Here is a 22,275-nt window from a genome sequence, read left to right as displayed (position 1 = left end):
CAATGAACTTAAGCAAAAACCTGGCAGTGCTCTTGATGGCGTCTGCGGTGATCCTTGCAGGTTGTGAGAAAGGATCGGAAACCTATCCGATAACGGGTGAGCAATGTGGTCCGGAAGATCCCGTAAAGACCCTGGATGCAGAAGATTGCTACATCCCGCCCGCAGTAAACTAACAACAGTGGGCCGCTTAAGTTTCTGCTTTAGTGGCCCATCTTGATTGGGCGCGCATCTTGATCTGTGATAGACAGATATCTCTGTCTGGAGGATTGATGGATGCGATGGGCATTTGTTTTTTTGATGTTTCCGATATCCGCAATTGCGGATCCAACTATGGAGTGTATTGACGCCGGTTCGCAGGTGGAAATTGGATCTTGTGTTTCGGATATGGAGTTGCGGGTAAACGCTGCGATAGACTCCAGCTATTCGCTGGCGCTTGGCTCCGCACAAGAACTGGACGAGGTCACTGGACGGGTCGTCGCTGTGCCTGCGCTGGAGGCCTCGCAAAACGCGTGGGTGGCCTATCGCGATGCGCAGTGCGAAGCGGTAGGTGCTTCGTTCGGCGGAGGATCGGGTACGGGGATCGCCATCACAGCCTGTCGGGTTGACCTTGGCCGGGCGCGGGTTGACGAATTGTTGCGTTACGCAAATTGAAGCACGAATTCTTTTGATCTTTACGTGTGTTCCTATATAGAGGCGCATCCCAATCCAGAATCCACCGAGATACGCCAATGTCGCCCAAAGCGCCGATCACTCAAGACGTCATGACCATCCCCCGCAAACTGCCCGAGGGGAAGATGAACCTTGTCGGTTTGACCCGCGATCAATTGCGTGAGGCGCTAATTGAACACGGCACGCCCGAAAAGCAGGCGAAGATGCGCACGGGGCAGATTTGGCAATGGATCTACCAATGGGGTGTGCGTGATTTTGGTGAGATGACCAATCTGGCCAAGGCCTATCGCGCGCAACTGGCCGAGCAGTTCGTAATCGAAATCCCCGAAGTCGTGACCCGTCAGGTTTCAGAGGACGGCACCCGCAAGTATCTGTGCCGCATCGCGGGCGGGCATGAGGTTGAGGTTGTCTATATCCCTGAAGATGATCGCGGAACTCTATGCATTTCATCTCAGGTGGGCTGTACTCTGACCTGCTCCTTCTGCCACACGGGCACGCAGAAATTGGTGCGCAACCTGACAGCGGCCGAAATTGTCGGGCAGGTCATGATGGCGCGTGACGATCTTGAGGAATGGCCAACACCGGGTGCGCCCAAAGATGAAACACGCCTGCTGTCAAATATCGTGCTGATGGGTATGGGCGAGCCGCTTTACAACTTTGAAAACGTCCGTGACGCAATGAAGATCGCGATGGACCCCGAGGGGATTTCTCTGTCCCGTCGCCGCATCACGCTGTCGACCTCGGGTGTGGTACCCGAGATCGCGCGCACGGCTGAAGAAATTGGATGCCTGTTGGCGATCTCGTTCCACGCTACCACTGATGAAACTCGCGACGTACTTGTTCCGATCAACAAGCGCTGGAATATCGAGGAACTGCTGCAGGCGTTGGCCAGCTATCCCAACGCCTCGAATTCTGAACGGATCACGTTCGAATACGTGATGCTGGATGGCGTGAACGACAGCGACGAAGACGCACATCGCCTGATCGCACATATCAAGCGCCATAACATCCCGGCCAAGATCAACCTGATCCCGTTCAACGAATGGCCGGGCGCGCCCTACAAGCGCAGCTCGAACAATCGTATCCGCGCCTTTGCGAACATCATCTATCAGGCGGGCTATGCCTCACCCATCCGCAAAACACGGGGTGAGGATATCATGGCGGCCTGTGGCCAGTTAAAATCGGCCACCGAACGGGCCCGGAAATCGCGAAAGCAGATCGAGGCTGAAGCCGGGCTAAACCGTTAAGGGCATGGGCCGTGGCTTCACGCGAAAAACTTAATGAATTGAGTGCTGTTTCCTTGTTCAAAATTTGGTATCTTCGGCGCAGACCCGCTCTGGATGGGGAACTCACCGACAGACACAAGGTGGTGAGATTGCCGGGGCGGTGCTGGTAACACCAATTAAGGCCGCTACCATTTTTCTGAAGCAAAGCGGCATTTAGGCGAACTGATCAGTCAGGGAGGCCACAATATGATTGTAAGTCACCGGCAAGTCTTGGGTATCGCGGCTGTTCTTGCGATCTCGGGATTTGTTCTCCACGCGGCATCTGCTCAGACCAAAGATCAAGATGCGCATTTGGCGATTGAAAACCCAGCCGATCTGACCAAGGAGCAAGCGCAGAAACACTATCAGTCATTGATACGACGCATGTCGCGGGGTTATGCGGCGGCACAGATGGACTTGATCCGAAACTATCAGAACTGGCCTTTGTTCAACGATGCGCCCTACATCTCGGCCACGCATGGGCAGCGCTATGTCAACAGCTATGCGAACCGCATGGCCCACAACTACGGCACATTGCAAGAAGGCGAAGAGCTGCCTGCAGGCTCGGTCCTGGCCAAAGACAGTATGACTGTCACAGATGAGGGCAATATCCATCCCGGTGCCCTGTTCGTGATGGAGAAACTGCCAGAAGGCACCAACCCGGAAACAGCCGACTGGCGTTATATCATGGTGATGCCGGACGGTTCGCTGTTCGGTGATACGATGGGCTTTCGCGCGTCAGAGGTCGATTACTGCCATGTCTGCCACGAGGCCGTCGCGGACCGGGACTATACGTTTTACGTACCCGAAGAGTATCGTGTCGCAGAGTGATCTTCAGGCCGCCGGGTCAGGCAGCTTCAGCTCGGTCGCTTCCTGACGACTGAGTTGCTCACCCTGTTTGCGTTTGGATAGGACCTCGCGGGCGAGCGCGTATTTCTCATCCTGCCAGAAGATCAAACAGCCGTTGCAGCCTTTGCCGCAACATCCCTCGGTTCCGATACGATTGGTTTTGAAGCGGCGCTCATTGCCGTCTTCGCCGATTTTCTCGACCAGCTCGTCACGACGGCGGGTATAGGCCTTAGGGTTGTCGCGACCTGAGGTTTCCAGCCCCTGAACCAGCTTGTCAAACCGAATGCGACTCCAGTGTTCGTCGGTCAGGGCACGTTCTTTGCGCAGGACGGAGTAGACCGGGAAACGGGTGCGCAGATCGTCGATATCCTCGTGATCGAACAGGGTGAAGGGAAGGCGGATGATGGTTTTGGTACTGCCATGCACAACGTTCAGCCGCGCCCCATCATGAGCGCGTTCAAAGTCATAGACCCGCAGCAGAACCGTCTCGCGCGAAATCGGAGAGACGAAATCCAATACATCCCCCGGTTCCAGCTTGTTTTTCACCTCGACCAGAAAGGCATCCTCGGTCACCTCGGTGACGATCCCGGCATATTCCCACTGCGCAATCGAGGCTGTGTGTTCGTAATCATGTGCATAATTGGTCAGGCGGCCTTCGTGGAAAGCCAGCGTGTAGCCGCGGTTCCCGACTGTTTCGAGTTCACGCATATAGGGCTTCGGGTCCCAGTTCTCGGGGTCGGCGTGATAGTCGTCGATGGCCATACGATAGGCGCGCGCGACGATGGCGGCATAATACTCCGATTTGCCGCGCCCTTCGACTTTCAGACTGTCGACACCGATCTTCAAGTATTCATCCAGCTTGGGCATGATGCACAGGTCGCGGGAATTGAGGATGTAGGATCCCCGATCATCCTCTTCGATGGGCATCAAATCACCGGGGCGACAGCCTTCTTCCAGCAGGAATTCGAATAGGTCGGCGTTTTCATCGGTAATGCGCAGCTCCTGATGCGTTCCGTCTTTCAGACGCAGTTTCAGACCGTAGTTCCAGCGGCAGGAATTGGCGCAGTTGCCCTGATTGGCCCCGCGTTCGGCCATGAAGTTCGACAGTAGGCAGCGGCCCGAAAAGGTCATGCACATGGCCCCGTGCACAAACGCCTCAAGCTTGATATCGGGGCATTTCTCGCGAATCTCGACCAATTCGGGGTATGAGACTTCGCGGGCCAGAACCACAAGCTCGGCCCCCTGATCCTGCCAGAACTTCACCGACAACCACGAACAGATATTGGCTTGCGTCGAGATATGCAGCGGCAGTTCCGGCGCGCGTTCGCGGACGTATTGGAACACTCCGGGGTCGGCGATGATCAGCCCGTCAGGTTTCACCGTGCGGACAGTGTCGATGTATTCGTCCAGCTTCGGAATGTCCTTATTGTGCGAGAACAGGTTCAGCGTCAGGTACGCGCGCCGGCCATGGTTGTGGCAAAACTCGACTCCCTCTATCACCTCTTCCAGCGAGAACTCGGACTTTGTCCGCAGCGACATATCCGGTGTGCCCAAATAGACCGCATCCGCGCCATAGAGGATGGCGAGTTTCAACTTACGCAGATTGCCCGCAGGCATCAGCAATTCGGATCTGGACTGGGTCATGGGGATACCGGGCTAAGGATCAAGGGCGCCTTCTACGCCAAAATCCCGGCTCCCAAAACCCCGTTAACTGCGACGGAATCGCGCTGTTCCGATCACTTCGATCAGTTGTTGGCGAACCGGTTCCGGTTGCGCCTCGACTGCGTTCAAAACCTCGCGCAGTTCGGCGCGCAGCCCATGCATCTGGTCGATCAGAGAGATCATCATCGACAGTGCATCGGCCTCCATGTCGTACTGGTCATGCAGTTCGCATGCCAGTTCCAGACGTGCAACGTCGATACGCTGATATCGCAGACCTTGCTCCGATTGCTCGGGGATCACGATCTCAGCGGCCAGATATTCGGTCAGGCGATCCGAAGTCAGGCGGGCGATGGCGTCGATCAGTTCGGCTTCGGTCAATGTGCGGCTCATGACGGCATTCCTTTGCGCGGATCATAGCCGTGGGTTTCGCGCCATGTCTCCATGAAGTGCTTCAATTCATCGTCTACCTTGTCTGGCATTGCGACCGTCAGTTCTATGAACTGATCGCCCCGTTCGGACGAGCCGCGTTTCTTGACCCCTTTGCCACGCAGGCGCAGGGTTTTGCCGCTGCTGGTGCCCGCTGGGACACTGACATTGACGCCACCGTCGATGGTGGGGGCGGGAACCTTGCCACCCAGAACGGCCTCATCAATGGTGATGGGCAGCGTGATGTGGATGTCATCGCCCTGACGGTCGAACACCGGGTGATCCGCAACCGAGATCGTCACAAGCGCATCGCCGGGAGGCCCATCGCCGTACCCCGGGGCCCCTTTGCCACGCAGGCGGATGGTTTGCCCGGTCGTGATACCCGCAGGTATCTTCACTTCAATCCGGTTCCCATCTGGCAGGGTCAATTTCTGGCTGGCTCCAAAAACGGCGTCAAGAAAGCTGATCTGCAGCGAGTAGTTCAGGTTGTGGCCCGGTGCATGGAACTCTTGGCTCCGCTGGCCATATCCACCCCGCCCGCGCATGAATTCGGCAAAGATGTCGGACATATCGTCTTGTTCAGCCGCGTGACCGCGATAAGGGTTGCCAGCAGCCTCGGCATATTCGCGATAATACTGCTGCTGCGGACGTTCCTGACCCGACGCATCAATTTCGCCATTGTCGTAGCGTTTGCGCGTCTCGGGGTCTTTCAGCAGGTCATAAGCAGCAGCAGCGGCTTTGAACTTGGCCTCTGCCTCGGCATCGCCCGGCTTGAGGTCCGGGTGGCATTCTTTGGCGATCTTCCGATAGGCTTTCTTGATCTCGGCATCGCTAGCGTCTTTGGCGACGCCAAGTACGGAATAGGGATCGTCGCTCATCTTGCCTCTCGTCGATGTGGGGTTTGGCCTTGATGAAGGTATTTTATCAATTGATTTCAACAGGTCAAAAAGAAGAGGCGGCTAAATTGTCTCGTAAATCTGTCAAGCTCTGCTAATATTAAGATGTTTCAGATTGATCATTGACGGAGATCACCCCATGACGCGCAGGCTCAAATCGGTGCTGGCATTGCTGGCTGGGAACGCCATCGGGCTGCTATTGGCCAGTTTGCTGCTGTCAGAGTTTGCGATCCGACCGATTTCCTTCATCGTGGTGGTAGTCGTGTTCACCCTGGTCCAGGTGATAGCCGAACCGCTGATCCTGAAGCTGGGGGAAAAGAAGGCGCCGGCGCTGAAGGGCGGAATTGCCTTGATCGTAACCTTTGTTGGTCTTCTGGTCACCGATCTGATCACATCCGGTCTGACCATTGGCGGTATCTCAAATCTGTTGGCCGCAACCTTGCTGGTATGGTTGGGCGCTCTGATCGGCAGTATTGTGCTGCCGATCTACGTGTTTCCCGAACTGCGCGACCCTAAGAAATAGTCATATCGCGTCTAAACTGGCCTCGATGGCCTGCCACAACTCGTCCACCGGTTCGCACCCCACGGACAGGCGGATGAAAGCAGGATCGACAGCATCCCCCCAACGGGCGCGCCGCTCGGCCGAACTGTGGACGCCGCCGAAGGATGTAGCCGGACGCAGTAGTGGGCAGCTGTTGATGAACTGTTCGGCTTTGGTCTCGGTCTCAAGCGTGATGCTTAGCAGAAACCCGAAGCGCGTGGTTTGAGCCGTCGCCAATGTGTGCGCCGGATCATCGGTCAGTCCGGGATAGCGGATCTGTTTCACGGCCGGGTGCGCCGCCAGCCGTTCAGCCAGTATTTGTGCTGAGCTACACATCCGATCAAACCGCACATCCAACGTCTCCAAACCACGATGCAGCAACCACGCCTCGTGTGGCCCCGGAATCGCACCAGAAACGCGGCGCCATTCCTCAACTCGCTCCATGATTTGCGTATTGCGGCTGGCGACGTGGCCCATCAGCAGGTCCGAATGCCCGCCCATCGCCTTCGTATTCGAACTCACCACCACATCGACGCCAAGGTCCAGCGGGCGTTGGCCCAAGGGTGTCATGGTTGTGTTGTCTGCGATGGTGATGCCACCGGCTTCGCGCACAGCCCCGGCAATTGCGGGCAGGTCTAGCATGTCCAGACCAGGGTTCGAGGGGCTTTCCAGAAACACCACATCGAATCCATCTAAGCCGCCCTCGGCGAAGGCTGTGGTTGGACGCTCAACAATCGAGACGCCCAGATTTGATAGAAACCGATCAGCCAAAAGACGTGTCACATAATACCCGTCGGACGGGATCAGCAGCCGCGACCCGGCTTGGACCGTCGCAAACAAGGCCGCCGAAATCGCACCCATACCCGAAGGAAAGCTGAGGCAGGGTGCATCTTCGAGATGCGACAGAACGTGTTCCAGATGCACCCAGGTCGGGTTATCGACCCGGCCATAGCTGGCATGCCCATCCGGCGCGCCGGGCAGATGGTACATGCTGCTTTGGGTCAACGGCAGGGCCACAGGCTCGCCTTTGTTCAGAGCATTCCCGCGCAGGTGCAACATTTCTCCGGTCTTCGGGCTCATGGCTCAGCGCCCCGGTATTTCATCGCGTGGGGGCGCGGGTTCCCAGTTCTCGATGATCTCGACTGCCTCTTGCGCAGTGTCGACAAAGCGGAACAGGTCAAGATCCTCGTCCGAGATCGTGCCCGCATCGGCTAGCGCTTCCCAGTTGATAACCTTTTCCCAGAACTCACGCCCGAACAGCAGGAATGGGACGCGGTCCATGCGGCCGGTCTGGATCAAAGTCAGGGATTCGAAGAGCTCATCCATGGTGCCGAAGCCGCCGGGGAAGATGGTGATGGCGCGAGCGCGCATAAGGAAGTGCATCTTACGGATGGCGAAGTAGTGGAAATTGAAGCTGAGATCAGGCGTCACGTATAGGTTCGGAGCCTGCTCGTGCGGAAGCACGATGTTCAGGCCGATTGAACACCCGCCCGCATCCTGTGCACCACGGTTACCCGCCTCCATCACGCCGGGGCCGCCACCGGTGACGATCACATTTTCGCGGCAGCCTGTCTGATTTGACTTCTCGGTCATCAGCCGCGCAAACTCACGCGCTTCATCGTAGTATTTCGACAGCCCGGCCAAGGTCTCGGTCCGTGCCGTGTGTTTCTGAGCGGGTTCCGGAATGCGCGCGCCACCGAACATGACGATGGTCGAGGTGATCTCACGCTCGGTCATGATCATCTCGGGCTTCAGCAGCTCCAGTTGCAGCCGCACGGGGCGCAGCTCATCCCGGCACAGGAAGTCATCATCAGCGAAGGCAAGGCGATAGGCCGAAGACCGCGTCTGCGGGGTATCCGGTACCTCGCTTGCGGTCGAGCGGTCGGTCTGTGCGTCGCGAAAGGGGCTGAGGCGATCTTCTCTCATATGCGGGGTTCCCTGCTTGCGTGTTTCCAAAACAGCTATAGGGTTCGCGGGCAGAGTGCCAGTCACGGAAAGACAAGAATGGATTGGAAAAGTGAAATATTGGCAGCGCGGGACCGCATTGCCGGACACGCGCAGGTCACACCGGTGATGGAAAGCCACATTCCGGGCTATCCGATTGAAATGAAGCTTGAACATATGCAGCACACGGGCAGCTTCAAAGCGCGCGGGGCGTTCAATACCCTGCTCAGCATGGATGTGCCTGCGGCAGGCGTCGTGGCGGCTTCCGGTGGCAACCACGGTGCGGCAGCGGCTTATGCCGCGCAATCACTGGGCTACCCAGCGAAGATTTTTGTGCCCGAACTTGCAGGTCCCTCCAAGATTGCGCTGATCAAGCGGATCGGGGCTGATCTGAGTGTTGTTTCGGGTGAATACGCCAATGCACTGACCATGGCGCAGGCGCATGAGGAAAGCACCGGCGCCATGCAAATCCACGCCTATGATGCGCCAGCGACGGTGGCAGGGCAGGGGACATGTTTTGCTGAATGGGACGCGCAGGGCTTGCAGGCGGACACAGTATTGGTGGCCGTGGGCGGCGGTGGGCTGATTGCCGGAGCTTTGGCATGGTTTCAGGGTGCGCGCAAAGTCGTGGCGGTCGAACCGGAAACCTCTTGCGCGCTGAATGCTGCGTTGGCTGCGGGCGAACCGGTTGATGTTTCCGTTTCGGGCATTGCAGCGAACGCACTGGGCGCACGGAGAATTGGTGAGATTTGCTTTGGTCTGGCCCAAGGTATGAGTTCGGTTCTGGTTTCTGATGATGCGATAGCGCAAGCCCAGAATACTCTGTGGCAGACGCATCGAATACTGGTTGAACCAGCAGGGGCTGCTGCGCTTGCCGCACTGATTTCGGGCGCTTACCAGCCGGAGCCGGGTGAGCGTGTCGCAGTGCTGATTTGCGGCGGGAACATCGCGCCAGATCCGCTAACAGGTTGAGAATACGGCTTGTAGATGTTGTTCATGGATTTTATCTATAATTCATGACCGCAACCATTGCCGACACAATCTATAATGCCCTGAGCCAGAAAATCATCACCGGCGATCTTCCTGCCGGTGAAAAGCTGCGTCAGGACCATATCGCGCGCGACTTTGAGACCAGCCATGTGCCGGTGCGCGAAGCACTGCTGCGGCTTGAGGCGCATGGATTGGCCAAAAGCGAACCGCGAAAGGGCATGCGCGTCACCGCGTTGGACCCTGCCGAAGTGCGTGAAGTGATCGAAATGCGTGTCGCGCTGGAAACGCTGGCGATGCAGCATTCCGTGCAAAATATGACGCCAGCTGCTCTGAAAGTGGCTGATGATGCGCGAAAGGCATGTGATCAGGCTGAAAACATGCCTCAATGGGAGGCGCGGAACAGGGTCTTTCATCGTGCCATCCTGACACCTTGCGGGTTGCCCCGTCTTTTGCATGCTGTCGATGATCTGCACATTGCCAGTGCCAGGCACCTATTTGCACATTGGCGGCCCAAATGGGTGCAGCGCGTCGATACGGATCACGCTGCGATCATTCAGGCGCTGAAGAGTAAAGACGTTTCCGCCGCAACCTCGATACTTGTGCGCCATATCCGTCGTGCAAGCTGATACTTTCTGCCTTTGAAACGACGATCTGTGCCTTCTCAGAAGATTTGACTTGATTTTTAATAGATAAAAATGATGATCAATTCCGAATCTATGTAATATTATCTATAAAAAGAGAATGACGATGAAAGCCACTCTGCAATCCACCCTCCCGGCCGCCGGAGTAATAACCCCTGCGGGTCAGATCCTTCGTGTCGCGTTGGGTATTCTTCTTTTGACCGCCAGTGCAAAAGTCCAGGTGCCATTTTGGCCTGTGCCCATGACCCTTCAAGTCGCCGCCGTCATGGCTATCGCCGCGGCATTTGGGCTGCGTCTCGGTTCTGCAACCGTGATCGGTTACATGGTTGCCGGGGCAGTGGGTTTGCCGGTGTTTGCCGGAACGCCCGAAAAAGGCATTGGGCTGGCCTATATGATGGGCGGAACCGGAGGTTATCTGCTGGGCTTCGTCGCCGCTTCGGTTATGGTTGGATGGGCAGCGGACAATCTGCGCAAGCTGTTTCTGGTTCCGGCGATGCTGGCTGGACTTGCAGCGATCTATGCGCTGGGTCTGGGTTGGTTGGCTCAGTTCGTGCCTGCAGACAAGGTTCTGGTTTACGGTTTCAGCCCTTTCATTCTGGGTGATCTCGTGAAGATTGCATTGGCATCCGTTCTCGTGATTGGCCTGCCGACGGGTCTGATGCAGAAAATCCGTGGGCCGCAGCCAGATGCTTGATACCGGGCAAGATATCCGCAGCGATTGGACCGTGGATGAAGTGGAGGCGCTGATGCGCCTCCCACTGTTGGATCTGGTAGGTCGCGCAAATGTAATTCACCGGACGTATCACGATCCAAACGACATCCAAAAAGCCAGCCTGCTGTCGATAAAAACCGGAAGCTGTCCCGAGGATTGCGCCTATTGCCCGCAATCCGCCCATCATCGCGAGGTCGAGCTGACCAAGGAAAAGCTCATGAACCCTGCGCATGTCATCTCGCTTGCCAAACGGGCGCGCGATGCGGGGGCTGAACGGTTTTGCATGGGTGCTGCATGGCGTCAGGTGCGCGACGGCGAAGAATTCGACAATGTGCTGGTCATGGTGCGGGGCGTGCGCGATCTGGGCATGGAGGCTTGCGTGACCCTGGGCATGCTCAAGCCACATCAGGCCAAACGATTGGCGGAGGCGGGACTTACGGCGTACAATCATAACCTGGATACTTCGCCGGAATTCTATGGCGAGATTATTGGAACTCGTACCTATCAGGATCGTCTTGAGACCCTCAGCTATTGCCGGGACGAAGGTATTGATCTGTGCTGCGGCGGCATTATCGGTATGGGTGAAAGCCTGCGGGATCGTGCCTCGCTGTTGCAGGTCCTTGCGAATTTTGACCCGCATCCCGAAAGCGTACCAATAAACGCGCTGATCCCGATCAAAGGCACGCCGCTGGCGCATCTAGAAAAAGTAGGCATTTTTGATCTGGTGCGCATGGTTGCGACCGCGCGGATCGCCATGCCGCAAACACGGGTGCGCTTGTCGGCAGGACGGTCGGACTTTTCAACTGCCGAGCAGGCTTTGTGCTTTCTGGCTGGCGCAAATTCGGTTTTCTACGGCGATGTGTTGCTGACTGCACCCAATGCCGGAACCCAAAATGACCGGGATATGTTTGCCGCACTCAGCGCACTTACCGATGATTGACGCAAACCGAGGTATCCGCGTCGCATTGCGCCATGGGTCTCGCTTGCGTATAGGCCACATCAACGTGAACAGATTCTCTAGGGAGACGCCCCATGTCCAATGCGCAACTGGAAGCCGCCATCGAAGCCGCCTGGGAAGTACGTGACACAATCACCCCTGCGACCACCGGCGAGCAACGAGAAGCAATCGAAGACACGCTGAGCGCGCTGGACAGCGGTTCGCTGCGGGTGGCTGAAAAGCTCGACAATGGTGATTGGCACGTGAACCAGTGGGCGAAAAAAGCAGTTCTGCTGGGGTTCCGCATCAAGGACATGGAAATCCAGACCGGAGGCCCGCAAGACGGCGGCTGGTGGGATAAGGTCGACAGCAAGTTCGCCGGCTGGGGAGAGAACCAGTGGCGCGCGGCAGGGTTCCGCGCCGTGCCAAACTGTGTGGTCCGCAAGTCGGCCTATGTCGCACCTGGTGTGGTGCTGATGCCCTCGTTCGTGAACCTTGGCGCTTATGTCGATGAAGGCACGATGGTTGATACCTGGGCCACCGTTGGTTCCTGCGCGCAGATCGGCAAGAACGTGCACTTGTCGGGCGGCGTCGGCATTGGAGGCGTACTGGAGCCGATGCAGGCCGGTCCGACCATTATCGAGGACAACTGCTTTATCGGTGCGCGTTCGGAAGTGGTCGAAGGCTGCATCGTCCGCGAGGGTTCGGTTCTGGGCATGGGCGTATTCATCGGTAAATCCACCAAGATCGTGGACCGCGAAACCGGTGAAGTCATGTATGGCGAGGTTCCGCCCTATTCGGTGGTTGTTGCGGGCTCGATGCCGTCCAAGAACAATGTAAGCCTGTATTGCGCGGTCATCGTGAAACGCGTCGATGAAAAGACCCGTTCGAAAACTGGGATCAATGAGCTACTGCGCGACTGATCCCCTCGTTTCAGTTTGAATAGGCCGCAGAGTGCATGCTCTGCGGCCTTTCTTATTTTGGCATGAACTCCAGCACTGTTTGCTGAAAGAAATCAATCGCCGCCTCACCTCCGGCCCCTTTGGCCAGAGGGCCGACTTGATATCGGGGCGATTGAAGGGCGCGCTGCATCTTTTCGCACACCCAGACATCCTCGGTCTGAAAATCCCCCGTCTCCAGTGGGTGCAGGGTCCAGTGAGAGGATTTGATCCGACCGGATTCCGGGTCGTATCCGGGTATGTCCGCCGCGCGATGCGTATAGGTGAACCAGCCTTTAGGCGACCAGTTTCTGACCCGCAGCAGAGTTGTGTTGGCGTCGACCGGTTCCATGGTCGATATCGAAAACCCCCAGGGGTTTGGCGTCAGGATCGTGGTCGGAAACAGCATGTAGACCCCACCATAGCCCGGCGTTTCGGCATTCCGTACCGTTTTCAGGCCGGACCCTTTGGCCGAGTTTTCAACAAACTGAGGGATACGATGTTTGACGCCTTCGCGCTCGGTCGACCACCAGACCATGTTGTGGCCAAAAACCTCCCAAAGATTCTTGTCATGGGTTGGCCCGCCCAACGTGTCTTTGTGCAGATAGGCCAGATGATAGCCGTCGATTGCATTTTCAAAGAAGACCTTCCAATTGCAGTTGATCTCATAGACCACGTCGTCGGGGTTCTCTTGTAGCTCGCTTGATGCCAGATCATGAGGCCAAGGTATTTGAGCCAGATCGCCAAGCCACGCGTCAAAGCTTTGATCCGGTTCTGGGTGAACAAAAACAAGGTTGCGGAAGACACCGACTGAGGCACCGAACAACGCGGTTGCCTTCTTGTCCAGATCCGGAAAGCACTCGCGCTGGGCTGGTACTCCGCGCAATGCGCCATCCAGATTGTAGACCCAGTTGTGATAAGGGCAGACAATGGTCTTGCCTGCGTTGCCGCAACCTTCCAACAACTCGGTTCCGCGATGGCGGCATTGGTTGTGGAAGGCGCGCAAGTCGCCATTTGCGTCCCTTATGACGATCAGAGCGTAGGCCCCGGCCTGAATTGTCCTAAAATCGCCGGGTTCGGCGAAATCCATAGTCACGCCGGCAAAACTCCAGCACTTGCTGAACAGGGTTTTCTGTTCGGCCTCATACCAACTGTCAGAGACATATGCCTCACGCGGCAGTTGTTGCTTGGGTTGATCCGGAAGTGCGTCAGGCGGCATTGTCGAGTCCGTTTATTGTCAAAAATGATAATCATCAATATTGACAATAAACCTTCGAATGTCCAGATTTCACCTTAAGATTTTTCTGAACCCGCTTGGAGGCAGGATGACTTTTATTCAAACCCTGAGGAATCAAAGGTGGATGACACTGCTAATTCTGGCGGCGCTTCTTGTCTCGACCTTCGCCGGGTATTACGGCCTTTGGGGTCTGTTGTTCATATTTTGGGGGCTCTTGGCGGTGCGCTCGGGGCAGGCCTTCTTGATCGAACCGATAAACCGCGCGACAGATCCGGCACTGTTCTGGTCGCTGACGGGTTTGTGGATCGGTTTGGGCGTTCTCTACGTTCTGGCGGATGTTTTTCCACCAGTTGCGAACGGATTCTGATGCCCCGTCCCAGTATGAAAGACGCCAGATCCGAGCAAATCCTGAACGCATTTATGCGTTGTGTCGCGCGGTACGGGCTGGATGGCTCGACCCTGGCGCGCATATCAGAAGAGGCAGGCGTCGGGCGGCCATTGCTGCGCCATTATCTGGGCAACCGGGATGAGATGGTTCGCAAGCTGCTGGATCACGTCCTGAAAGTCTTCGCGGAGCAGGTTGAGGCGCTCTTCGACACTCTGCCGTGCACTGATCGGGTTGCAGCGATGCTGGACGCTTTGTTCGGACGCGGCACCTATTCTTCGGAAAGTGCTGCGGTGTTTGCCGCTTTGGTCGCAGCCTCAGAAAGACACGTGGATTTGCGAGAACCCTTGCTTGGGTTTGTCTATGACTTCGAGGCAAGGATCGCTGCTGAAATCATGAACGAACTGCCTGCTGCCAATATGCAAGGGGTCCAAGCCGTGGCAGCGGGTATGTCCGCAATTTATTTCAATACGGATGCTGTGATGCCATTGCGACCCCGGGCGGAATGGCGCGACACGCAGCGCGTGGCAGCGCAGATGCTGTTGGACCACCTATACGACAGCACCTGCGACTGAGTTGACCGTGCCATCGGGCCAGCGTATTGCGGGCACTATGGAAAAGCAGAAAAAACCTTCGCGCCAGCAAGTCTATACGTTGTTGGTTCAGATCGGTCGCAAAGATGGCGACGGCCTGCCCGAAGGCGCGACCGGGGCGGCGTTGATGTGTTTTGCCAGCGGCGTGGACGAGGCCGAAGCCGTGCGCGAGACAGTAGCGATCCTGAAGCAGGCCGATACTGCACCGCTGGATGTCACCGGCTATGGCACCCTGGCCGAGCGTGAGGCGCAAGGACATGATATCGATCCGGATGAGCGGGCATTGATGCAACGGGCGCTGGATGAAAACGCGGTTATCGTGGCACAGATGACGCCATTCTTCGGCGACGAGGAAACTGCTTAGTTTCTTACCCCGAACCACTTGCGATAGATTTCGTCATAGGTGCCGTCTTCGCGCAGGGACAGCAGCGCCTGATTGACGTCTTCGACCAATGGCGATCCGGTTGGAAATGCGATCCCATAGTTTTCACGCAGGAAGATGCCCCCGGTCATTGTCGCCATTCTGCGCCCTTCGTGGCTTGCATAATAGGACAGGATCGGAGCGTCGAAAACGACCGCATCCAAATCCTTATTCTCAAACGCGTTCAGCATGTCCTGCAGATCGCCATAGCCGGTATAGTCGATCTCGCGCCGGTTCAGGAAACTGGCGGCGGTTGAATCGGAAATCGTCCCGACCTGTTTGCCGTAAAGGTCGTTGACCGAATTGACGCTGCCGGTGATTGCGTCCACCGTCATCACCGAGGTGATCCGGGCCGTGAAAACGGAGACGATGAATAGGGATGACACCACCAGTACTACACCCAACAGGCGGCCAAACGGGGTGCGCGGCATCCGCTCTTCAAAGCCACCGTTCACCACCAGGTTGAGGGCCCACCAGAACGACGGGAACCACGCCTCATTCAATTTGCGATCAAAGTAGGGCTGCGCGCGTTTTTCAAAACTCCACATCAGCATGCCGCCACCAAGCAGGATCGCAAAGGCCAGCCCGATGGCGATGAACAATTCCCGAGACAGCAAAGCGTGCAACAGCGATGGCTGGCGAGCGGCCTCTGACGGGACCATGATCTGTAATCCGGCCTCAAATATCGGTTGTGTGAAATCCATTCGGGTTTCGCGCAAGGCGGTGATCGATATATTAGCGATCGCCAGATCGGCAGAGCCATCCTGAACCGCGCCCAACATTTCTCCAAATGTCTCGACGCGGTTGATCGAGTATTCCCAGCCGAGCGATTCAGACAGTGCCGCCATAAGATCCATCGAGAAACCGGTCTGGGCACCGTCCTCGACAAATGAGAACGGAGGACGGGTTACCGTTGTAACCGTAAGAGACTGGGCCTGGCTTTGCTGCGCAAGAGTCGCGAAAGTCAGGCAGATCAATGCGAAGAAGACACGCTTCATGTGGAATCACCTGTTTCGCGGCCCTCTAACGCACTTAAGGGCAGCGCGGCAAGGCAGCCGCTGGGTCAACGCTCATGTTTTGTTGGGGTGCAAAATCAAGCCGCTTGGGCATTCGGTCTCGGAATTCGACTATTCGGGGTTGGCAATCCGGGCAATTCGTTGAATCTGTGCGCGAACACAGGCACCCCTAAGGACAAGAGGCCCAATATGACCGATCCAGTTGAGCTGACAGCAAATCTGATCCGTTGCCCATCGGTCACACCCGATGAAGGCGGGGCTTTGGTCTTGCTGCAGCAAGTGCTGGAGGAGGCCGGATTTTATTGCACTCGCGTAGATCGTGGTGGAATCTGCAACCTCTTCGCCCGATGGGGGCAGAAGGGTCATGCATGCAGCTTTGGCTTTAACGGGCATACGGATGTAGTTCCGGTAGGGGATGAGGCGGCCTGGACCATGCCCCCTTTCGGCGCTGAGGTCCGGGACGGGGTGATGTACGGCAGGGGCGCGACGGATATGAAATCGGGCGTGGCAGCATTTGCGGCAGCGGCTATCGATTTTGTGCGTGACACGCCCCCGGATGGGGCGGTGATCCTGACGATCACAGGTGATGAAGAAGGCGACGCACTGGATGGCACTGTTGCTTTACTGGATCACATGGCCGCAACGGATGAGCGGATGTCGGTTTGTCTGGTGGGAGAACCCACTTGCCCGAACACGATGGGCGAAATGATGAAGATCGGCCGGCGCGGTTCGATGACTGCGTGGTTCACTGTGACCGGAGTGCAGGGGCATTCGGCCTATCCGCATCGGGCAAAGAACCCGGTGCCCGCGATGGCGCGGCTGATGGATCGGCTGGCCAGCCAAGAACTGGATCAGGGGACCGACCACTTTGACGCCTCGACCTTGGCGGTTGTCACGATCGACACCGGTAATCCGGCGACAAATGTGATCCCGGCGCAATGTTCTGGGACAGTGAACATCCGGTTCAATGACCTGCATTCCGGGGCCAGTTTGAGCGATTGGTTGCAATCCGAGGCAGACACCGTTGCCGAGGCGTTTGGCGTCGATGTCGAGACCCGGATCAAGATTTCGGGTGAAAGCTTTCTGACCCCTCCGGGGGCATTGTCTGATCTGGTAGCTTGCGCTGTCGAAGCAGAAACAAATATTCGCCCCGAGCTTTCGACCACCGGCGGGACCTCGGATGCCCGCTTCATCAAAGATCATTGCCCGGTGGTCGAGTTTGGTCTGGTCGGGCACACCATGCATCAGGTCGATGAATGTGTCGAAGTGGCGCAAATTCATCAACTCAAGGCGATCTACACCCGTATTCTGACGGATTACTTCGCCTGATCCATGCAGAAAACGCTGGTCATCATGGTGAAAGAGCCACGTCCAGGGCGGGTCAAGACCCGTTTGGGGCGCGATATCGGCATGGTTGGGGCTGCTTGGTGGTTTCGGCATCAAACGCGATCTCTGATCCGGCGTCTGCGTGATCCGCGCTGGCAGATTGTACTGGCGGTCTCTCCAAATAGGGAGGGAATGGACAGTCGGGTCTGGCCTGTTGATTTACCCCGGAAGCCTCAGGGGCGCGGAGATCTGGGCGACCGCATGGGGCGGATGTTGCGCGGTGCTCCCGATGGTCCGGTGTGCCTGATCGGTGCGGATATTCCGGGCATCACACGGGGTCACATTGCGCGGGCCTTTCGCGCGTTGGGCCGGGCTGAGATGGTGTTCGGGCCATCCCCGGATGGCGGCTATTGGTTGGTTGGTGCTCAGCGTTATGGCGCGTTGCCTTCGGGGTTATTCCGCGATGTGCGCTGGTCAACGGAACACGCGTTGAAAGACACACTGAATTCGGTTCGCGGGTGCCGAGTAGCGTTGCTGGATAATCTGCGCGATGTGGATACCGTGGCCGATCTGCACGGCTGACATGAGGCACCGCTTTTTGACCATGACGCGGTCGCATGCCCGTGCTAGGCCAAACTCATGACACGCATTCCGACCAAGCAAGAGGTCCTCGACTGGATCTCGGCGAACCCTACCCTGACCTCGAAACGTGATATCGCCAAGGCTTTTGGCATCAAAGGCGCGGATCGGATCGATCTGAAGCGTATCCTGAAAGAACTTGAGGCCGACGGCCATCTGGAAAAACGCAACCGCAGCTATCGCGATCCGGATCGTCTGCCGCCGGTCAGCGTGTTGCAGGTGAAGGCACCGAACGTAGATGGCGACCTGTTTGCGCGCCCGTTGGAATGGCACGGTGAGGGAGTCGAGCCCATCGTTCTGCTCGTAACGCGCGCCAGCGATCCGGCGCTGGGTGAGGGTGACCGCATTCTGGCCCGCCTGACCGTGGTGCATGAGGAAGATCACAATTACGAAGCCCGCTTGATCCGCCGCATCGGCACCAACCCGCGCAAGATCGTCGGCATTTTCCGCAAAGGGGCCGAAGGCGGGCGGATCGTGCCCATCGACAAGGCTGGTCAGACAGAGTGGCTGGTCGCGGACGGGGCCGTTCTAGGGGCCAAGGATGGTGAGTTGGTTGAGGCCGAACAGGCCGGACCCAAGAACCGCATGGGTCTGCCGCGTGCGCGTATTGTTGAACGGCTCGGCGATCCGACCGCGCCCAAGGCTGTCTCATTGATCGCCATCCACCAACACGGTATTCCCGACGACTTCCCGGACAAGGTGATCGAAGAAGCCGACAAGGCCAAACCCGTTGGACTGAAAGGGCGTGAAGACCTGCGGGACATGCCGTTGCTGACCATCGATCCTGCGGATGCACGGGACCACGACGACGCCTGCTATGCCCATGCCGATGACGATCCCAAGAACCCGGGTGGCCATGTGATCTGGGTCGCCATCGCTGACGTCGCCGTCTATGTGAAACCCAGTACGGCTCTGGATCGCGAGGCACGCAAGCGGGGCAACTCCAGTTACTTCCCGGACCGCGTAGTGCCGATGCTGCCGGATCGCCTGTCCGGCGATCTATGCTCCCTGCACGAAGGCGTCCCGCGCGCTTGTATCGCGGTTCGGATGCAGATTGATGCCGAAGGCAACAAGATCGGCCACCGGTTCGTGCGCGGCCTGATGCGCTCTGCCGCCTCGCTGAATTATACCGAGGTGCAGGAGGCCATCGACGGCAACCCGAACGACCGCACCGGGCCGCTGTTGGATACGGTGCTGAATCCGCTTTACGCCGCCTATGCTGCGCTGAAAAAGGCACGTTCCGTGCGGCAGCCGCTGGAACTGGACCTGCCTGAGCGCAAAATCGTACTCAGCGATGTGGGTGAGGTGACCAGCGTCGCGTTCCGTGACCGGCTGGATGCGCACAAGCTGATCGAGGAATTCATGATCCTCGCCAATGTCGCCGCTGCCGAGACCCTGATCGCCAAACGCCGCCCGCTACTGTTCCGCGTCCACGAAGAGCCCGCGCCCGAAAAGCTGGAAAGCCTGAGAGAGACGGCGCAGGCGGCGGGATTAAATCTCGCCAAAGGGCAGGTATTGCAGACCCGACATCTGAACGCGCTGCTAAACGCCGCCGCTGGTACCGAGGATGCGGAGCTGATCAACCTGACGACCCTGAGGTCGATGGCGCAGGCCTATTACAACCCCGAAAATTTCGGCCATTTTGGGCTGGCTCTGCGGAACTATGCGCATTTCACTTCTCCCATCCGGCGCTATGCTGATCTGATCGTGCATCGCGCGCTGATCTCAGCCCATGGCTGGGGCAAGGACGGATTGACCGAGGATGAGATTGCACGGTTGGAAGAAACGGCAACCCATATCTCGGATACCGAGCGCCGCTCGATGATGGCCGAGCGCGATACGACTGATCGCTATCTGGCGGCCTATCTCAGCGAGCGGGTCGGCAATGAGTTTTCTGGCCGGATCAGCGGTATTGCCCGGTACGGTGCCTTCGTGAAGATGGACGAGACCGGAGCGGACGGTCTGGTTCCAGTGCGTTCGCTGGGGCGAGAGTTTTTCCATTTCGACCGAGAGGCCGGGACGCTGATGGGCTCGGACACCGGGCTGATCATCGCCATTGGCCAGCGTGTCACGGTGCGGTTGACCGAGGCGACGCCGGTGACGGGCGGATTGGAATTGGAGTTGTTGTCCATCGATGATCAGGCGCTGCCGCGCGGCCGTGGCCCCGCCAAGCGCGGAACGCGGCGCAAGGCCGCCAGCACCAAGCGCAAGAAGGACAAGATCAAGCGCAAGGTCGAACGCAAACGCCGTCAGAGGTGATAAGTAAGCGCGCGCGCAATCAGCCAGCCATGGCGCGTAGGATCAATCTGATCGGGCCGGTCGAACAGAATCGCGCGATTGCCGTCGATCCGATCCTCTCCAGGAAAGGCGGAGGTAAAATCCCCCATCAGTCGGCTTTGGCAGTGTACGAACAACGCAAAGCAAGCCGCCTTGTGTCCGCCCAAACGAATCGTCGAGCCTTTGGGCGCCAGATAGGCGGGCTGGCCCCACCGCAACGCTTCTTCCAGAGGCTGAGCGCGTGGCAGCGAGGCCGCAGTTTCGAAGATCAACTCGCGCAGCGCTAGTGCCCCATTGCGCGTCTCTTCCGGTAGCGCCTCATAGGCTGCAGCGACTTTTTTGTTCTCAAAGGCTGTCATGATAGCGGGATCGCCTGCTCCATTCGGTCGATATAGCTGTTGAGCAGCTTATCTTGTTTAATCCGACGGGTCAGGGGGGTGTCTGATGGTGTCGCGCGCATCGCCGCCAGCATTGGACCGACGCTCATGTCCGCCGAGGTTGGTTTCTCTCCCATAAGGTAGGGCGATTGCCAAAGATAGGCCGAGATCGCCTCAAAGTCGCGCTCCAGCCGGTCTTGTCGTTCGACGGGCGAAAAGCGGGATACACCTTGAAACGCGAGCCCCTTGAGAACGGATTTCCGGATCGAATTCGAAACCGGCTTGCGGATCAGTGCGGGAATGACGGTAAAGAATGTATCGCGCAGGATTGGCCAAACCTCATCATTGGCCCAACGGTCCTGCACGACATGAAAGTAAAGGTGTTCCTCGGCCATGCGGACCAGTGCGCGGGACTGGGCTTTTTGCAGGTCGGTCAGGCCAGCATCGAAATCGGCCCCCTGAGCCTCAAGCCAGTCGCGGATCAGGTCGCTGTCCGGAATCAGACGTTCAGGCGTGCGAAGAACCGGCAGCTTCTGGTGTGGCATCTTGCGTGGGTCCAGCAGATCGGACCGTTGCCAGCGCAGGCCCGCGTTTTGAAGCATCAGGGCCGTTTTCACACAGAATGGGCTGGCGCTGAACAGGCCAAAGGCGGAGGGGAAGGTGAGAAGGGTCAGCATCATCAGCTCCATAGTTGGGACGCCTGATGGATACGCCGGACTGATGACAGATTCTGACATTAGACTTAGAGTAGAATATACTATGTCCCGCACCGCCCGTCTTTTTCAGTTGATGCAGGCCCTACGATCTGGCCCCTCGCCCAGAACGTCGGTTCAATTGGCGCAGGATCTAGGCGTTTCGCCGCGCACAGTGCACCGGGATATCGATGCATTGCGTGGCCTCGGGGCGATAATCGACGGAGAGGCCGGGTTCGGGTTCACCCTAATCGAGGATGCGACCCTACCGCCGTTGGGTTTCACCAATGACGAGCTCGAAGCGCTGGTGTTGGGCTTGCGTGAGGTGCAATTGATCGGAGACCCGGCGCTGTCGGATGCTGCAAGCGCGGCCCTACGCAAGCTGCAGGGCCGGTTGCCGCAGCGCCAGTCGCATCGGCTGAGCCATGCTGTTCTGACCGCCACGCGATTTGACAGGCCAGCCGTGCCAACAATTGACGTTGCCATTTTACGCCAAGCCGCGTGGGATGAACGCGTGATCGAGTTCGCCTATACCGATGTCAAAGGCGCAGACACCCGTCGTCGGGTCAATCCGCTGAGCATCGTCTATATGGACCGTGCCAGCGTATTGCTGAGTTGGTGCCACCTGCGACAGGATTTCCGAGTGTTTCGGCTGGATCGTATGCAGGGCATGGATGTGACCGAGGATAGCTTCCGACCCAATCGCGTATCGCTGTTGCGTGATGCCATTGCGCGTATTCGCGCGGAACGTGAGGAACAGGATCAGGAAACCTGACGTTCTGCGTTTTGAGAAATCCCGATTGTGCGCTATCATCGGCTCCGAGCAGTAATCAGGATAAAAC

At 57.7% G+C, this 22,275-nt stretch carries 26 protein-coding genes; 17 read left to right on the top strand and 9 right to left on the bottom strand.

From position 1 onward, the window contains the following. Positions 1 to 2 precede the first annotated feature (2 nt). The 4 genes from ACR0EN_RS06835 to ACR0EN_RS06820 all read left to right on the top strand — a co-directional run bounded on the left by ACR0EN_RS06835 (position 3) and on the right by ACR0EN_RS06820 (position 2,765). Complete coding sequence (locus ACR0EN_RS06835) at positions 3 to 173, top strand: hypothetical protein (protein WP_170399076.1); 171 nt, start codon at positions 3 to 5, stop codon at positions 171 to 173. A 157-nt stretch (positions 174 to 330) separates the two neighbouring features. After that, positions 331 to 651 carry a lysozyme inhibitor LprI family protein gene (locus ACR0EN_RS06830; RefSeq protein WP_480438911.1) on the top strand — a complete coding sequence of 107 codons (321 nt, stop codon included), beginning with the start codon at positions 331 to 333 and terminating at the stop codon, positions 649 to 651. A gap of 77 nt (positions 652 to 728) precedes the next feature. Beyond that, the gene (gene rlmN, locus ACR0EN_RS06825; RefSeq protein ID WP_170399071.1) at positions 729 to 1,916 is read left to right on the top strand and encodes a dual-specificity RNA methyltransferase RlmN; all 1,188 of its coding nucleotides are present in this window, start codon (positions 729 to 731) and stop codon (positions 1,914 to 1,916) included. A 225-nt stretch (positions 1,917 to 2,141) separates the two neighbouring features. Next, positions 2,142 to 2,765 carry a cytochrome P460 family protein gene (locus ACR0EN_RS06820; protein ID WP_170425939.1) on the top strand — a complete coding sequence of 208 codons (624 nt, stop codon included), beginning with the start codon at positions 2,142 to 2,144 and terminating at the stop codon, positions 2,763 to 2,765. 3 nt (positions 2,766 to 2,768) lie between these two features. Here the strand turns inward: ACR0EN_RS06820 and ACR0EN_RS06815 are convergent, their stop codons facing one another. The 3 genes from ACR0EN_RS06815 to ACR0EN_RS06805 form a co-directional block, all read right to left on the bottom strand. Beyond that, the gene (locus ACR0EN_RS06815) at positions 2,769 to 4,427 is read right to left on the bottom strand and encodes a U32 family peptidase (protein WP_170818385.1); all 1,659 of its coding nucleotides are present in this window, start codon (positions 4,425 to 4,427) and stop codon (positions 2,769 to 2,771) included. A 63-nt stretch (positions 4,428 to 4,490) separates the two neighbouring features. Next, positions 4,491 to 4,835: a hypothetical protein gene (locus tag ACR0EN_RS06810; protein WP_170406831.1), complete on the bottom strand. Its 345-nt coding sequence runs from the start codon at positions 4,833 to 4,835 to the stop codon at positions 4,491 to 4,493. After that, on the bottom strand, positions 4,832 to 5,749 hold the full coding sequence (locus tag ACR0EN_RS06805) for a J domain-containing protein (RefSeq protein WP_170425936.1): 918 nt from the start codon (positions 5,747 to 5,749) through the stop codon (positions 4,832 to 4,834). Before ACR0EN_RS06805 ends, ACR0EN_RS06810 begins: the two co-directional genes overlap by 4 nt. Positions 5,750 to 5,906: 157 nt before the next feature. Here ACR0EN_RS06805 and ACR0EN_RS06800 point away from each other — a divergent pair, with 157 nt between their 5' ends. Further along, the gene (locus ACR0EN_RS06800) at positions 5,907 to 6,290 is read left to right on the top strand and encodes a hypothetical protein (protein WP_170399056.1); all 384 of its coding nucleotides are present in this window, start codon (positions 5,907 to 5,909) and stop codon (positions 6,288 to 6,290) included. Here ACR0EN_RS06800 and ACR0EN_RS06795 read toward each other — a convergent pair whose 3' ends face one another. Both ACR0EN_RS06795 and ACR0EN_RS06790 read right to left on the bottom strand, forming a co-directional pair. Next, entirely contained in the window at positions 6,291 to 7,388 is a 1,098-nt protein-coding gene (locus ACR0EN_RS06795) for a cystathionine gamma-lyase (protein ID WP_170818386.1), read from the bottom strand. It lies immediately after the preceding gene. 3 nt (positions 7,389 to 7,391) lie between these two features. Then, the gene (locus tag ACR0EN_RS06790) at positions 7,392 to 8,234 is read right to left on the bottom strand and encodes an LOG family protein (RefSeq protein WP_170399048.1); all 843 of its coding nucleotides are present in this window, start codon (positions 8,232 to 8,234) and stop codon (positions 7,392 to 7,394) included. 78 nt (positions 8,235 to 8,312) lie between these two features. Between ACR0EN_RS06790 and ACR0EN_RS06785 the strand changes: the two genes are divergently transcribed. The 5 genes from ACR0EN_RS06785 to dapD all read left to right on the top strand — a co-directional run bounded on the left by ACR0EN_RS06785 (position 8,313) and on the right by dapD (position 12,455). Further along, positions 8,313 to 9,224, top strand: coding sequence for a threonine/serine dehydratase (locus tag ACR0EN_RS06785; RefSeq protein ID WP_170611365.1), 912 nt, complete (start codon positions 8,313 to 8,315; stop codon positions 9,222 to 9,224). A gap of 44 nt (positions 9,225 to 9,268) precedes the next feature. After that, entirely contained in the window at positions 9,269 to 9,868 is a 600-nt protein-coding gene (locus ACR0EN_RS06780; protein WP_170425930.1) for a GntR family transcriptional regulator, read from the top strand. Between the two features lie 121 nt (positions 9,869 to 9,989). Further along, positions 9,990 to 10,577, top strand: a complete 588-nt coding sequence (locus ACR0EN_RS06775) for a biotin transporter BioY (protein ID WP_480585856.1) — start codon at positions 9,990 to 9,992, stop codon at positions 10,575 to 10,577. After that, positions 10,570 to 11,535 (top strand): biotin synthase BioB, encoded by a 966-nt coding sequence (bioB, locus tag ACR0EN_RS06770; protein WP_170732843.1) that lies wholly within the window; start codon positions 10,570 to 10,572, stop codon positions 11,533 to 11,535. The genes ACR0EN_RS06775 and bioB overlap by 8 nt, the downstream gene beginning before the upstream one ends. Before the next feature lie 92 nt (positions 11,536 to 11,627). Beyond that, on the top strand, positions 11,628 to 12,455 hold the full coding sequence (gene dapD, locus ACR0EN_RS06765; protein ID WP_480585853.1) for a 2,3,4,5-tetrahydropyridine-2,6-dicarboxylate N-succinyltransferase: 828 nt from the start codon (positions 11,628 to 11,630) through the stop codon (positions 12,453 to 12,455). 52 nt (positions 12,456 to 12,507) lie between these two features. Here dapD and ACR0EN_RS06760 read toward each other — a convergent pair whose 3' ends face one another. Then, positions 12,508 to 13,689 carry an aromatic ring-hydroxylating oxygenase subunit alpha gene (locus ACR0EN_RS06760; protein ID WP_480585850.1) on the bottom strand — a complete coding sequence of 394 codons (1,182 nt, stop codon included), beginning with the start codon at positions 13,687 to 13,689 and terminating at the stop codon, positions 12,508 to 12,510. A 142-nt stretch (positions 13,690 to 13,831) separates the two neighbouring features. Here ACR0EN_RS06760 and ACR0EN_RS06755 point away from each other — a divergent pair, with 142 nt between their 5' ends. Genes ACR0EN_RS06755 through ACR0EN_RS06745 form a run of 3 tightly spaced genes read left to right on the top strand, consistent with a single transcriptional unit; the run spans position 13,832 to position 15,049 of the window. Next, on the top strand, positions 13,832 to 14,074 hold the full coding sequence (locus ACR0EN_RS06755; protein WP_255611946.1) for a hypothetical protein: 243 nt from the start codon (positions 13,832 to 13,834) through the stop codon (positions 14,072 to 14,074). Further along, positions 14,074 to 14,667 (top strand): TetR/AcrR family transcriptional regulator, encoded by a 594-nt coding sequence (locus ACR0EN_RS06750; RefSeq protein WP_480585848.1) that lies wholly within the window; start codon positions 14,074 to 14,076, stop codon positions 14,665 to 14,667. Before ACR0EN_RS06755 ends, ACR0EN_RS06750 begins: the two co-directional genes overlap by 1 nt. A gap of 37 nt (positions 14,668 to 14,704) precedes the next feature. After that, complete coding sequence (locus ACR0EN_RS06745; RefSeq protein WP_170399025.1) at positions 14,705 to 15,049, top strand: hypothetical protein; 345 nt, start codon at positions 14,705 to 14,707, stop codon at positions 15,047 to 15,049. Here ACR0EN_RS06745 and ACR0EN_RS06740 read toward each other — a convergent pair. After that, on the bottom strand, positions 15,046 to 16,104 hold the full coding sequence (locus ACR0EN_RS06740; protein ID WP_170818391.1) for a transporter substrate-binding domain-containing protein: 1,059 nt from the start codon (positions 16,102 to 16,104) through the stop codon (positions 15,046 to 15,048). The two genes, ACR0EN_RS06745 and ACR0EN_RS06740, sit on opposite strands and share 4 nt — an antisense overlap. Positions 16,105 to 16,311: 207 nt before the next feature. Here ACR0EN_RS06740 and dapE point away from each other — a divergent pair, with 207 nt between their 5' ends. Genes dapE through rnr form a run of 3 tightly spaced genes read left to right on the top strand, consistent with a single transcriptional unit; the run spans position 16,312 to position 20,346 of the window. Beyond that, positions 16,312 to 17,451 carry a succinyl-diaminopimelate desuccinylase gene (gene dapE, locus ACR0EN_RS06735; protein WP_480585845.1) on the top strand — a complete coding sequence of 380 codons (1,140 nt, stop codon included), beginning with the start codon at positions 16,312 to 16,314 and terminating at the stop codon, positions 17,449 to 17,451. A 3-nt stretch (positions 17,452 to 17,454) separates the two neighbouring features. Then, positions 17,455 to 18,030, top strand: a complete 576-nt coding sequence (locus tag ACR0EN_RS06730) for a TIGR04282 family arsenosugar biosynthesis glycosyltransferase (RefSeq protein ID WP_480585842.1) — start codon at positions 17,455 to 17,457, stop codon at positions 18,028 to 18,030. Positions 18,031 to 18,087: 57 nt separating this feature from the next. Continuing rightward, a complete protein-coding gene (gene rnr, locus ACR0EN_RS06725; protein ID WP_480585839.1) occupies positions 18,088 to 20,346 on the top strand; it encodes a ribonuclease R in 2,259 nt (752 codons plus the stop codon). Here the strand turns inward: rnr and ACR0EN_RS06720 are convergent. Together ACR0EN_RS06720 and ACR0EN_RS06715 are read right to left on the bottom strand one after the other, a co-directional pair. After that, positions 20,337 to 20,723: a DUF1801 domain-containing protein gene (locus ACR0EN_RS06720; RefSeq protein WP_170508952.1), complete on the bottom strand. Its 387-nt coding sequence runs from the start codon at positions 20,721 to 20,723 to the stop codon at positions 20,337 to 20,339. The genes rnr and ACR0EN_RS06720 overlap by 10 nt on opposite strands. Continuing rightward, complete coding sequence (locus tag ACR0EN_RS06715) at positions 20,720 to 21,418, bottom strand: glutathione S-transferase family protein (RefSeq protein ID WP_480562283.1); 699 nt, start codon at positions 21,416 to 21,418, stop codon at positions 20,720 to 20,722. The genes ACR0EN_RS06720 and ACR0EN_RS06715 overlap by 4 nt, the downstream gene beginning before the upstream one ends. A gap of 82 nt (positions 21,419 to 21,500) precedes the next feature. Between ACR0EN_RS06715 and ACR0EN_RS06710 the strand changes: the two genes are divergently transcribed. Beyond that, positions 21,501 to 22,208 carry a helix-turn-helix transcriptional regulator gene (locus ACR0EN_RS06710; protein ID WP_170818395.1) on the top strand — a complete coding sequence of 236 codons (708 nt, stop codon included), beginning with the start codon at positions 21,501 to 21,503 and terminating at the stop codon, positions 22,206 to 22,208. The last annotated feature ends 67 nt before the right edge of the window (positions 22,209 to 22,275 follow it).

It is taken from the genome of Ruegeria sp. AB7, assembly GCF_056542625.1.
Note: the sequence above shows the minus strand (reverse complement) of the source record. Positions and strands in the feature narration are given on the sequence as shown.